Raw genomic sequence first — 12,673 nt, forward strand, 5'->3', positions numbered from 1 at the left:
CCAAGAAAACAAATGAATAAGGTTATTATACTAGTTAAACTATTTAGCACTAAGAGTTTGACAAAAATATTTACATTTTTAAGTAATAAATAGATCATTAAACCAATAAACAAAATATTGATAACTAAATAAAAATTTATCATGATACAAAATTAATTTAAACTGATTAGTTGATTATTTATCCATTCTAACATAAAATCCCGGTATCGTTAAGAGTTTGACTATTTTTTTATTTATAAAAATTTTATTTTATGCACAACACTGATATTATAATAATTGGTGCAGGTCCAGTTGGGTTATTTGCTATTTTCCAAGCTGGAATGCTTGGTATGCGTTGCCATGTTGTTGACTCGCAGGAGATAATAGGAGGGCAATGTAGCCAACTTTACCCAGAGAAACCTATATATGACATACCAGCATATCCTAAAATTATGGCAGAAGAGTTGATAGCACAATTGGCATTGCAAGCACAACCGTTTAATCCGGTCTATCATCTAAATCAGCAAGTAGTGCAGTTGGAAAAAGAAGAGGGGCAATTCCAAATTACCACTTCTAAAGACACCATAATTACTGCTAAAGTTATTATTATAGCTGCTGGATGCGGTTCTTTTGGACCTAATAGACCTCCATTACCTAATATAGAAGCATTTGAGGGAAAATCAGTATTTTATTTTATCAATAACCGCAATAGTTTTGCCAACAAAGAAATTGTAATAGCTGGTGGAGGCGATTCGGCTGTAGACTGGGCAATATCACTCTGTGAAATTGCTAAAAAAATATATTTAGTGCATAGGCGTGAGAGATTTCGGGCAGCTCCTGAAACTATAAGACAACTGAAAGAATTAGCAGATAATGGCAAAATTGAGTTGGTAATTAATTATCAACTAGACCATTTAGTAGGAAAAGATGGTATCCTAGAAGCAATCGGAGTAAAGGATTTTGAAGGGAATATTCGCACCTTACCAGCAAATATATTATTGCCATTTTTTGGACTTAGCCAAGAACTTGGTCCGATAAAAAATTGGGGATTAAATCTCAAAACTAATCATATAATTGTAGAACCTTCATATTTTGAAACAAATATTTCAGGCATTTATGCAATTGGCGATATTGCTAGTTATCCGGCAAAATTAAAATTAATTCTTACTGGTTTTGCCGAAGCAGCTAGCAGCTTACATCACGCCTATGGCAGGGTATTTGAGGGTAAGGCCTTACACTTCGAATATTCAACTACCAAAGGAGTGCATAAATAGTGAATGAACGTAGTAATATAATCAATGGTAAATATGTTGCAGAACAAATATTATCTAAGTTAAGGGCAGAGATTAATTTAATCAAGGAGCAACACAAGTTAGTACCAACTCTTGCTATTATACTAGTGGGTGATAACCCAGCTAGTAGTATATATGTAAGAAATAAGATCAAAGCAGCAGGAGCAATTGGTATGAACGCTTTGCAAATAAATTTGCCCAGTGAAATTGATATTGACCATATGCTGCATGAAATCAGCATGCTCAACAATGATTCAAATATTTCTGGAATTATCGTACAACTTCCTCTACCTGAACATATCAATAAAAATTTAATCTTATCTGCCATCGATCCTAGCAAAGATGTCGATGGTTTCCATCCTATAAATGTTGGTTATCTACATAGTAACTCAGGCAATGGCTTTATACCTTGCACGGCTCTTGGTTGCATTGAATTACTTAAACACGTTGAGAAAAATTTAGCTGGAAAAAATGCTGTAGTTATAGGGCGTTCTAATATTGTAGGTAAACCATTATCAGCTTTATTACTTAGAGAAGATTGTACTGTGACGATATGCCATTCAAGAACTCAAAATTTAAGTTCTATAACTTCCCGTGCTGACATAGTAATATCAGCTACCGGATCCCCTTTGACATTAACAGAAGAATATTTTAACCCTCAATCTATAGTGATTGACGTTGGTATTAGTAAACTTCCTAATAGCGACAAGATGGTAGGAGACGTTGATTTTACCAATGTTGTTGATAAAGTGAGATATATAACCCCAGTTCCAGGTGGTGTTGGACCAATGACTGTCGCTTATTTGCTAAAGAATACACTTAAAGCAGCAAAACAAAATATAACACATATTAGGTATAAAAGATGAGCTGGCTTTGTAAAGGTATTATTGCCATTTATTGGTTTCTAACCATAGCCTATGCTGAAGTAGAGTTCTTGCATAACTCTACTTCTACTGGTAATTTGGGCGTCGGGACTAGACTCGAATCCTCACGTACACTAGAGTACGCTACGGTTCTGCGTTCCGATCCTCCTACAAATTCCCTAGTAGAAGCGAATTCTGCTAGAGTTCTAATATTAGATAATAGATCTTTTGATAACAAAGCTATTGATCAACTTAAAATATATTTACGTGAAATAAAATCCATGGCTGTGGACTTTAGCCAAGAGGATTCAGCAGGGAATAAAGCTGAAGGTAAGTTATTAATAAATAAGCCTTCTAAGTTTCGATGTAATTATTACCCACCATTCCCTTTGGTAGTTATTGGTAATACTAATTATGTTTCCGTGTATGATTATGATATGAAACATGTAAGTCGTATTAAGGCAGAGGAGAATGTATTTAATTTTTTATTAGAAGATAGTATAGATTTTGATAAATATTTCAAAATTGAGTCAGTAATAGATCAAGATAATATGTTTAAAATTACTATTTATCATACTTTATCAGAGCGGCGTAGTCAGATTACCTTTGATAAAAAAACTAAACAAATAAAAAAGCTAGAAATACTTGAAGATGAAAATGTTATTACGATAATATTTAATCATATTGCAAAAGTACAAAAATTTGATGATGATTTATTTAAGCTTAAGAATCCAGACATATTCGGAACACCAAGTAGACTGACAAAAAACGATATAGAAAAAAAATACAATTTAGCTACTTAAATAACTTGCCTCTAGATGATAAAAGAACTATTTTATCATGTGCTAGTAGTGGGCATTGGTGCTGTTCAGGTGGTCAGGTTCGAAAGGAAGCAGCCAAAATAGTCTCTAGTGGGTCATTACTAGCATACTCTTCTGTTTTCAAGAATTGGATTTGAAATCATTTGAGTAGATCATATTTTTGTGAATATACCATAGTGACAAAAACAACTGACCAATATATTAATTTTGCTAGAAAATATCGCCCTACTAATTTCTCTGAGCTATACGGACAAGAAGTTTTAACAAAAATTTTAAGCTATACTATTCTAAAAAATCGTATATCTCAAGGTTATCTTCTTACTGGTATTAGGGGTGTTGGCAAAACTACTTCAGCACGTATTATCGCTAAAACTATTAATTGTACCAATCTGATAGTTGAAGGTGATAGTATTAAACCTTGTGAGAGTTGTCAGAATTGTAGCAGTTTTAATAAAAATAACCATCCCGATATAATTGAAATTGATGCTGCTAGCAAGACAAGTGTTGATGATATCCGTAAAATAATAGAAAGTAGTGAATATAAGCCGCTAATCGCTAGGTACAGTATCTTCATAATTGATGAAGTTCATATGCTATCTAAAGGTGCATTCAACGCTCTACTTAAAATCCTTGAAGAACCACCAGCACATGTAATATTTATATTTGCTACTACTGAACCACAAAAAATTCCATTAACCGTAATTTCTAGATGTCAGCGATATGATTTAAGGAGGCTAACATTTGATGAGATTTTTCAATTGCTTCAGTCCATCGCTAAAAAAGAACAGTTAAACGTTGAGATAGAGGCTCTTAGAATAATTGCATCTAGATCTGATGGTTCAGCTAGAGATGCAGTTTCAGTACTAGACCAAGCAACAAGCTTGGCAGCAGGAGACTTGATCACTCCTGAAATCGTTTATCAAATACTTGGTTTGGTGGATACAGCTAGTATAGTTAAGTTTTTTGAATATATTATTCAAAAAGATGCTGCTAAATCTATTGATTTAGTAAACAATCTCTATATGTCTTCAGCAAATTTAGAAACTTTTGTAGCATTAGTTGCTGATTTTACTGCCTATCTTAGTAAAATAAAGATATTACCTAATTATCAAAATCCTATATATGTATCTTTTAATGATAATGTTACAAATATTCTAACAAAAATTACTTTTCCTCAATTATCTATTATTTGGCAAATATATAGTAAAGGAATTATAGAGATGAAAACTTCACATAATCAATTGATAGAAGCTGAAATGCTGGTGATAAAATCTATTTACTCCCAGATGTTACCATCGCTAGAAGAATTAGTGGAATATAATGATGGGGAGCAACTAGAACAACCGGTATTACAACAATCAACTAAGAACTATCAAATTACCGGTTTTCTTGAGTTTTTACATTTGCATAATGAGATGGAAGTTTATTACAGATTACTAAACCAAGTGGAGTTAAAATCTTTTGTTCTTCAAACTATAGAAATTGCTGGAAGCGATCTCAACACAAAAATAAAAGAACAAATTGCTAATTTATTATTTGCTTGGTCAGGAAAAACTTGGAATGTTATCATTACAAAACAGTTAAAAATAATCACTCTTAAAGAACAATTGCTAAATAAAGTAAAATCAAGTCAAGATTGGAAAATTTTAACACAACACTTTCCAAATGTTACAATTTCAGATATTTTGTTAGAAAATTAAAAGGTACATAGTATGACAAATTTTAATCAATTTTTAAAACAAGCTCAGTCAATGCAGAAAAAAATGCAAGCAATGCAGGAAAAAATGGCAAATGCTGAATATTTTGGAAAAGCAGGTGGTGGGTTAGTAAATATTACCGTTAGTGGTCGTGGAGAGGTTCAAAAGGTCTCTATTGATGCCTCTTTGCTTAAAGAAACAGAGAAGGAATTATTGGAAGATTTAATTGTTGCTGCTTTCAACGATGCTAAAAGCAAGGTCGATGAAGATTCACAAAACTCTATGTCTGATGCTTTAGGTAATATTGGTTTGCCACCTGGACTAAAGATGCCATTTTAAATCTTCCCAACTTCCGCATAGAGGATTTGTTACATGGATCATGAGTAGGTCATTCCCGCATAGGCGGGAATCTATAATATCTCATAGCCTTTAGGCATGTCTATAGCAACTACCGATCGCGGCTTTTAAATTGCCCTGACTTACTCTTTAACAGTTTTTTCTTGCTTAGATAAAAGCTGTGCTTGCTCAATACTCTTGTCTAATTCTACTTGACTACAAATTCCAAGTAAAACTGGATCACGTGGGCGAATGTTTTTCATGTTCCAGTGACTACGATCACGGATAGCTTCTATGGTTGACTTAGTAGTACCAACGAGTTTTATAATTTGATTATCTAAAATTTCTGGACAATTTTTAAGTAACCAATATATCGCGTCTGGTTTATCCTGACGTCTAGCAATAGGAGTATATCTAGATTGTTGTTTTTTCTTTGTACTTACCAAATCATAGGCACTACTCACAAAAAGTCTTAAACTACTACTTGGATCTTTCGTGCAACGCATTATTTCTTCTTGAGTTAATTGTCCTCCAGCAATAGGATCTAACCCCATAATACCTTGAGACACTTCACCATCAGCAATACCTTTAATTTCAAGCTCATGAACCCCACAAAAATCAGCTATCTGCTTAAACGTTAAAGCAGTATTATCAATCAACCAAATAGCAGTTGCTTTAGGCAGTATAGGTAATTTTTGTTGTGAACTCATAGTAAAAAACTAATAATATAATATTGATATGTCTAGAAAAGATATAGTCTCTTCTAACTAATAAGTCAACAATAGACATCTTAGACTATTTCAATTTCTCGTTTAATTAGGTCAGGCAAGCCTAAAACCTAAAACCAATACCTACTGCAATCATTAACGGATTAAACCTTACTTTAGATGATATAGGTTGTTTTACTAAACTATTTTTATAATCAACTTTGGTCTTAAGAAAATACTGCCTTACATCTAAGTTAATCAATGTATCATCCTTAGCATATAAGTCAACCCCGATCTGTAATACAGCACCGTGACCATTTTTGACTGTACATCCTTTAGATTTACTGAACATATAAGCTCCATGATAACCAACGCCAACATAAGGTCTAATAGCACCAAAGGGAGCTATATGATATTGTCCCGTAACAGTTAGGGGTATCATATAAAGATCTTTTCTCTTACCAACATCTGCTGGATTACCACCATAATTATAAGCCACATTCTTTAAACTATTATTTTTAGGACGTAATACATTAAAACCTAAAGATAACTCTGCAGCAACATTACTAGCAAAGAATATTGATGTAGAAGCATCAAAACCGTAACCATTTTCAACAAAATTACCAATCGATACTGGGCTTGCGGCGGTAGCCTTAGGAAAGCCTTTTTGCTTTGCACTAGATTTTATCCCCCCCCCTCTTATTTTAAACACAAGATTACCTTCATTTTCATAATAATCGGCATCATAGTCATTATTAGTTAAATCAGAATTAGCAAAGCTAGAGATACTTACACAACTTACCAATAGCAATATTCCAAATTTTTTTGTGACTTTTATCATAACTATAAACCTTTTCTTGCTTTAAATATATTGCTGTATTATATATATTCTTTCTTATTTGGAAATCAAATTGATAATAAGATTTTTAAATTTGTTTAACATTAGTGACACTATAACACTAAATATAGAAAACACTAATACAAAAAATATAAAAAAATAACGAATTAAGGTCTATACAATGAATAATAAATTAAACACTTATTTTGTTGGTATTGGTTGGTTTATATTAAGCTTGATAAGTAGTGTAACTAATGACATAACAGCAAAATATCTTGGACTTAGGCTACATAGTTTTGAGGTGGCTTGTTTTCGCTTTTTCTTTAGTGCTTTAATTCTTGTCCCTTTTATTTTATATTATGGGAAACAGACTCTTACAACTAATCGTCCTTTTATACATATTGCAAGAGGGGTTTTATTGTTTTTTGGTATGACGTCTTGGACTTATGGTCTCAGTATTGCCCCAGTGACTACTGCTACAGTTATTAGTCTTGCTACACCTTTATTTACTCTAGTGCTAGCAGTGTTTTTCTTAAATGAGAATATTATTTGGCAAAGATGGGCAGCAACTTTATTTGGTTTTATTGGTATTGTTATTACCCTGAGACCTCATGCTAGTGACTTTAATCCACAGATATTGATTTTTGTTTTAGCTGCTATAGCTTTTGCCATGTTAGATATTATCAATAAGAAATTTGTAGTAAAAGAATCAATGATTAGTATGCTATTTTATTCTGCTTTAGTAACATCTTTAGTATCAATACCACCATCAATAATGTATTGGCAAACACCTACCAGTTCAGAATTTATTTTGCTATTTACCTTAGGAGCTGGGGGTAGTTTAATCTTATTTTTCTTATTAAAGGCTTTCTCTCTAGTTGATGCCACAGCCACAGCCCCTTATAGATATTTAGAGTTAATAATTTCAGCATCAGCTGGATATCTTGTGTTTAATGAAATCCCTGAAAACAGTACTTTATACGGAGCATTGATAATAATACCTGCAACATTGTTTATAATATATTCTGAGAAAGGAAATATAACACAAAATGATAAAGCTACTGCATGAAGAAGTACTAGCAATGCTTGTTTTCTTCAAACATTTTGTTGACATGATATTGAATGTACAATATCATGTACTAGTTATGTGTATATACTCAAATGATTTGGAAAATTGGATTTACAAATAAGGGACAAACAGAGCGTACACGAGTCCTTGATATTTTCAAAAAACAATCCTTCAAAGCGAGTATACTTATAAGGGAGATAAATTATGAACGTACAAACAATATCGGTAGCAAGGGCTAATTTATTTAGCCTTGTACAAGAAACAAACGAAACACATAAGCCAGTATATTTAAAAGGTAAGCATTATGACGCAGTACTATTATCTAGAGAAGACTACGAATCTTTGCAAGCGACATTAGAATTATATTCTATACCTGGATTAGTTAAGGAAATACTAAAAGCTCGGCAAGAACCTTTGGATGAGTGCTTAAATGAAGATGATATGAATTAATGTCATTGTACAATTTGAAATTTACTAAAAAATCATTTAAAGATTTCCAAAAGTTAAAGTCAGAAAAGCTTGATAATAAGGCTAGAAAACTATGGACTGAATTAAAAAATAATCCAAGACCTATCAGCAGTGAGAAACTCGTAGGCAACTTAAAAGGTTGCTATTCTCTAAGAATTAATATCAAACATAGACTGATATACGAAATCTTTGAAGATGAAAAGACTGTACTAATAATCAGCTTGAGTGGGCATTATGAGTAAGCCATCATATTATGTTGCTAACAAGCATTCTAACCCTTGACACCAATGAAATAATAAAAAATATGAATAAACGTAAGTTGGTTTTTGCAAGCGGTGTAGCAAATGCATTTGAGTGGTATGATTACGCACTATTTGGTTACTTTGCTCCTATAATAGGAGCAAAGTTCTTTCCTGGATCAAGTCCTAGCTCGTCTTTATTGCATGCTTTTTTGGTATTTGCTATCGGTTATTTAATGAGACCAATAGGTGGGGTATTTTTTGGGATACTGGGAGATCGTTTTGGTAGAAAAACTGCTTTAAGTACATCTATATTTTGTATGTCTCTGCCAACGGCACTAATTGGCATATTACCAACTTATGACAATATAGGTGTTACCGCAACTATATTAATGATTCTACTTCGGATGCTGCAAGGTTTATCAATGGGCGGAGTACTTACTGGCTCAATTGCATTTGCTATTGAACATACAGGTAAGGTACATCGTGGCTTTACTGGCAGTATACCAATGTCCAGTATTTGTATTGGTATATTATTTGGATCACTCATTTCGCAGCTTATACAAAGCCTTTTATCAGGACAACAATTTAATGATTGGGGGTGGAGAATACCATTTTTATTAGGAATTTTTATTTTATTTGCTGGACTTTATATAAAAAAATATACCAGTGAAACCCCTAGTTTTCAAAGTATAAAAGAAAATGGTGGGATTTTAAAATCTCCTCTGAAAAAAGTTATCTCTGTATATTGGATTGATATGTTAATATCAATCTTCATCAATTCTACAGGTTCAGTAATATTCTATCTACAAGCTACTTATCTAATGTCATTTTTGAGGATAAATCGTGGTTTTACCGATGACCAAGTTAGCAATTTAGCTAATTATTGTTATATAATCATGGCTATTGTTACTTTATGTTCTGGCTATTTATCTGATGTAATTGGTCGAAAGAAAATTTTTGTGATTAATTTACTGGTAATTATTTTAGTTATTCCTTTTTTGATGAATGTAATTGAAACTGGAGAATTTTATTTTATAATTATATCTCAAATCGTATTATCAATTTTAGCTGCTTGTTATATTGGTCCTGAACCTGCACTGCAAGCTGAATTCTATCCAACCAATATCAGAAATACTGCTTTATCATTGTCTTATAATACAGCAACCAGTATTTTTGGTGGTACAACACCTTTAATACTAGAATATCTTGTACAAAAAACTGGTACTATTACTTCATCTATTTATTATGTAATTGCTTGTGCTATTTCAAGCCTAATAGCTCTTTGTTTTTATAAGGATCGTTCAAGAGGGTAACAACTAATACGCGAATTTGGGATAAGAATTAGTCAATTCTTATCCCAAATTCGGTAAAATTATCGAAACAATCAGATTTGAGACGGCTCTGCATCTGATTGTTAAATTAATATTTTGCTAAAAACATGATTTTAATCTTTTAAAATCATGTTTTTAGCTTTAGAAAGGTTTAAAATGCATTTGCAAAACCGCTTTAAAAATGCATTTTTCCTTATATTAAAGCCAATTAGGGATAAGAATTAACTAATTCTTATCCCTAATTGGGGTAACTAATCTAAAAATTTTTCTAGTATTTATAGCAAAATTATCTATAAACTACTTAGTGGCTTGATAAAAATAATATATACTAGCCATATTACAATTTTTGATAAACAATAAACTTTAATTTTATGACAGAAGTGATCGCTAAAGAACAATTAGAACAATATATAAATCAAATAGAAGGGCTTGAACAAGAAAAAGCTGAATTATCTGAAGCAATAAAAGATATATTTGATGCAGCCAGCTCTAGTGGCTTTGATACCAAGGCCATGAAGTCGGTGTTAAAACTAAAAAAACTTGATAGAAATAAGCTAGCTGAACAAGATGCGATCTTAGAATTGTATAGACAAGCTCTCGGTATATAAATTAAAGAATTCAATAATGCAATTATATCCATTAAGGCTTTTACCTGATAAAATCAACTTTGACTTTATCAGATTTAAAAAAGTAAGTTATACGATATCCATTATTTTATCTCTTGTAAGTATTATTTGGATAGGGATTTACAAATTTAATTTTGGTATTGATTTTGCTGGTGGGATTGTTATAGAAGTGCGGCTGGATCAAGACCCTGATTTAACCAAAATGCGTGAAGTGCTTAATAACCTTAAGATTGGTGAAATAGTATTGCAAAATTTTGGTAATCAGCATGATTTGTCAATACGAGTTGGCAGCAATAGTGAAGATACTTTAATGCAAAATATTGAGCTTATCAAATCAACTTTAAAAAACCAATTTCCTTATAAATTTGAGTATCGTAAAGTAGATTTTGTCGGTCCACAAGTTGGTACTCAACTGATAAAATCAGGAATAACAGCACTAATTCTTTCGTTTCTTGCCATAATGGTTTACACTTGGGTTAGATTTGAGTGGTATTTTGGGCTTGGTATACTTGTAGCTTTATTACATGACGCCATATTAAGCTTAGGTTTTATGAGTGTAATGAGGCTAGATTTCAATTTAAGCTCCATAGCTGCTATTCTTACCATAATAGGTTATTCTGTGAATGATTCAGTAGTTATCTATGATAGAATCAGAGAGAATTTACGCAAATCACATAAGAAAGTAATGCCACAAATTATTAATCTGAGTATTAATGAAACTCTGTCTAGGACTATTCTAACAGTTGTTACAACCTTACTCGCAAACCTAGCTTTGGTAATATTTGGTGGGGAAGCTATTTATAGTTTTAGTGTATTAGTGTTTTTTGGTATAATAGTTGGTACATATTCATCTATTTTTATATCTGCTCCTATATTGACCTACTTCAAAAACTTGAAGAATTGATAAATCAATTTTCAAGTTTTTGGATAAAAGTTGAGTGGCAGAATTGAAGTAGAGGTCTTCAATTCTGCTACAAAATAATAGACTTCCTGCATAAGTCAATCTAGTTGGTAATTTTGTCGTCGAAACTCGCCTGCGCTCCTCACGTACGCCTGTGTACGCTGCGGTGCTCGGCTTCGTTTCTCCTAAAAATTCCTCAACTATTTTTGACTTATGCAGGAAGTCTAATAATAAATATTAAAAAAAATTAGTTTAAAAAATGTTTATTAAAAATTTTGATAGTAAAGGTTTTCTATATCAATGTACTGATTTAGAAAAACTAACAGAGCTAATGAAAAACAGTAAAATATCTGCTTATATTGGTTTTGATTGTACAGCACAATCTTTACATGTAGGTAGTCTGATGCAAATTATGATACTGCGTTTATTGCAACAATATGGTCATAAACCAATAGTACTCCTAGGAGGGGCAACTAGTAAAATTGGCGATCCTACCGGTAAAGATGAGGCAAGGAAATCTTTAACAAAAGAAGAAATTGCCCAAAATGCTGAAGGTATAAAAAAATCATTATCAAAATTTATTAAATTTGGTACTGGGGAAAATGATGCAATATTACTTGATAATTCAAATTGGCTAGAATCATTAAATTACTTAGAATTTCTTCGCAATTTTGGTAGTTTTTTTTCTGTGAATCGTATGTTATCTATGGACTCTGTAAAATTACGTTTAGAGAGAGAGCAACATATGAGTTTCTTAGAATTTAATTATATGTTGCTACAAGCCTACGATTTTTATCATTTAAATAAACTATATGGTTGTTCTTTACAAATAGGTGGTAGTGACCAGTGGGGTAATATAGTAATGGGTGTTGATTTTACAAGGAAACTAACAGGTAATGAAGTCTTTGGTATGACTACGCCCTTACTAACAACTGCTTCTGGCAACAAAATGGGCAAGTCTGTTGGTGGAGCTGTGTGGCTAAATGAGGATATGTTAAGCCCATACGATTATTATCAATATTGGCGGAATTGTGAAGATCAAGATGTGGTCAAGTTCGCAAAATTATATAGTGAGTTAGGAGAAGATGCCATGCAAGAGTTTATCTTACTTAGTGCATCTGATATTAATAGTGCCAAAAAGCAATTAGCCTTTAATTTAACTAAACTTTGTCATGGTAAAGAGGCAGCTATGACAGCTTTAGAAACAGCTAGCAAGCTTTTTGAACAAGGAGAAATTGATTGCAATTTACCAACTATTTATCTAGAACAGGGGAGGTTAGCTCTAGGTATTCCAGCATATGAATTACTTTATGAAGCAGGTCTTGCTAAATCAAAATCCGAAGGACGTCGGTTGATTAGAGGGGCTGGAGCAAAAATCAATAATCAACTAATCCAAGATGAAAATATGGTTGTTGATTTAACTTTTATGCAGGACAACCAGGTTATTAAGATATCCGCAGGTAAGAAAAAACATGTATTGATCAGGTTGACATAATAGTGAAC

At 32.3% G+C, this 12,673-nt stretch carries 15 protein-coding genes and 1 other RNA gene (1 of these 16 running past the window's edge); 13 read left to right on the forward strand and 3 right to left on the reverse strand.

Translation table 11 applies throughout. The features are described 5' to 3' along the window. Positions 1 to 143: the 5' portion of a monovalent cation/H+ antiporter complex subunit F gene (locus tag AAGD36_RS00435; RefSeq protein ID WP_341748154.1), read on the reverse strand. The gene continues 118 nt to the left of window position 1, outside the view; the window shows 143 of its 261 coding nt (coding positions 1-143); its start codon is at positions 141 to 143; its stop codon lies beyond the left edge, outside the window. 108 nt (positions 144 to 251) lie between these two features. Here AAGD36_RS00435 and AAGD36_RS00440 point away from each other — a divergent pair, with 108 nt between their 5' ends. From AAGD36_RS00440 to AAGD36_RS00470, 6 genes are all read left to right on the forward strand, one after another. Beyond that, positions 252 to 1,253 carry an NAD(P)/FAD-dependent oxidoreductase gene (locus tag AAGD36_RS00440; protein ID WP_341755472.1) on the forward strand — a complete coding sequence of 334 codons (1,002 nt, stop codon included), beginning with the start codon at positions 252 to 254 and terminating at the stop codon, positions 1,251 to 1,253. Then, entirely contained in the window at positions 1,253 to 2,137 is an 885-nt protein-coding gene (locus AAGD36_RS00445; RefSeq protein ID WP_341751590.1) for a bifunctional 5,10-methylenetetrahydrofolate dehydrogenase/5,10-methenyltetrahydrofolate cyclohydrolase, read from the forward strand. The genes AAGD36_RS00440 and AAGD36_RS00445 overlap by 1 nt, the downstream gene beginning before the upstream one ends. Next, positions 2,134 to 2,937: an outer-membrane lipoprotein carrier protein LolA gene (locus AAGD36_RS00455; RefSeq protein ID WP_410521237.1), complete on the forward strand. Its 804-nt coding sequence runs from the start codon at positions 2,134 to 2,136 to the stop codon at positions 2,935 to 2,937. The genes AAGD36_RS00445 and AAGD36_RS00455 overlap by 4 nt, the downstream gene beginning before the upstream one ends. A gap of 36 nt (positions 2,938 to 2,973) precedes the next feature. Further along, positions 2,974 to 3,069: signal recognition particle sRNA small type (gene ffs, locus AAGD36_RS00460), an RNA gene on the forward strand. 59 nt (positions 3,070 to 3,128) lie between these two features. Further along, positions 3,129 to 4,655, forward strand: a complete 1,527-nt coding sequence (gene dnaX / locus AAGD36_RS00465) for a DNA polymerase III subunit gamma/tau (protein ID WP_341755973.1) — start codon at positions 3,129 to 3,131, stop codon at positions 4,653 to 4,655. A gap of 12 nt (positions 4,656 to 4,667) precedes the next feature. Continuing rightward, positions 4,668 to 4,991, forward strand: coding sequence for a YbaB/EbfC family nucleoid-associated protein (locus AAGD36_RS00470; RefSeq protein ID WP_341755473.1), 324 nt, complete (start codon positions 4,668 to 4,670; stop codon positions 4,989 to 4,991). A 140-nt stretch (positions 4,992 to 5,131) separates the two neighbouring features. On the opposite strand, the gene AAGD36_RS00475 is transcribed toward AAGD36_RS00470, so the two are convergent. Both AAGD36_RS00475 and AAGD36_RS00480 read right to left on the reverse strand, forming a co-directional pair. After that, positions 5,132 to 5,698: a cell cycle transcriptional regulator TrcR gene (locus AAGD36_RS00475; protein ID WP_341755474.1), complete on the reverse strand. Its 567-nt coding sequence runs from the start codon at positions 5,696 to 5,698 to the stop codon at positions 5,132 to 5,134. Between the two features lie 121 nt (positions 5,699 to 5,819). Beyond that, on the reverse strand, positions 5,820 to 6,536 hold the full coding sequence (locus tag AAGD36_RS00480; protein ID WP_341751593.1) for an OmpW family outer membrane protein: 717 nt from the start codon (positions 6,534 to 6,536) through the stop codon (positions 5,820 to 5,822). A gap of 178 nt (positions 6,537 to 6,714) precedes the next feature. Between AAGD36_RS00480 and AAGD36_RS00485 the strand changes: the two genes are divergently transcribed. From AAGD36_RS00485 to tyrS, 7 genes are all read left to right on the forward strand, one after another. After that, positions 6,715 to 7,602: a DMT family transporter gene (locus AAGD36_RS00485; RefSeq protein WP_341755475.1), complete on the forward strand. Its 888-nt coding sequence runs from the start codon at positions 6,715 to 6,717 to the stop codon at positions 7,600 to 7,602. 204 nt (positions 7,603 to 7,806) lie between these two features. Next, positions 7,807 to 8,052 carry a type II toxin-antitoxin system prevent-host-death family antitoxin gene (locus tag AAGD36_RS00490; protein WP_341751595.1) on the forward strand — a complete coding sequence of 82 codons (246 nt, stop codon included), beginning with the start codon at positions 7,807 to 7,809 and terminating at the stop codon, positions 8,050 to 8,052. Then, positions 8,052 to 8,312 (forward strand): Txe/YoeB family addiction module toxin, encoded by a 261-nt coding sequence (locus AAGD36_RS00495; protein WP_341751596.1) that lies wholly within the window; start codon positions 8,052 to 8,054, stop codon positions 8,310 to 8,312. The genes AAGD36_RS00490 and AAGD36_RS00495 overlap by 1 nt, the downstream gene beginning before the upstream one ends. A gap of 62 nt (positions 8,313 to 8,374) precedes the next feature. Then, positions 8,375 to 9,625 carry an MFS transporter gene (locus AAGD36_RS00500; protein ID WP_341751597.1) on the forward strand — a complete coding sequence of 417 codons (1,251 nt, stop codon included), beginning with the start codon at positions 8,375 to 8,377 and terminating at the stop codon, positions 9,623 to 9,625. Between the two features lie 389 nt (positions 9,626 to 10,014). Further along, positions 10,015 to 10,251, forward strand: a complete 237-nt coding sequence (locus tag AAGD36_RS00505; RefSeq protein ID WP_341751598.1) for a DUF2312 domain-containing protein — start codon at positions 10,015 to 10,017, stop codon at positions 10,249 to 10,251. Between the two features lie 16 nt (positions 10,252 to 10,267). Next, positions 10,268 to 11,173, forward strand: a complete 906-nt coding sequence (gene secF, locus AAGD36_RS00510) for a protein translocase subunit SecF (protein ID WP_341755476.1) — start codon at positions 10,268 to 10,270, stop codon at positions 11,171 to 11,173. 256 nt (positions 11,174 to 11,429) lie between these two features. Further along, positions 11,430 to 12,665, forward strand: a complete 1,236-nt coding sequence (gene tyrS / locus AAGD36_RS00515) for a tyrosine--tRNA ligase (RefSeq protein WP_341755477.1) — start codon at positions 11,430 to 11,432, stop codon at positions 12,663 to 12,665. Positions 12,666 to 12,673: the final 8 nt, after the last annotated feature.

It is taken from the genome of Candidatus Tisiphia endosymbiont of Ptychoptera albimana (assembly GCF_964026605.1).
GTDB lineage: Bacteria > Pseudomonadota > Alphaproteobacteria > Rickettsiales > Rickettsiaceae > Tisiphia.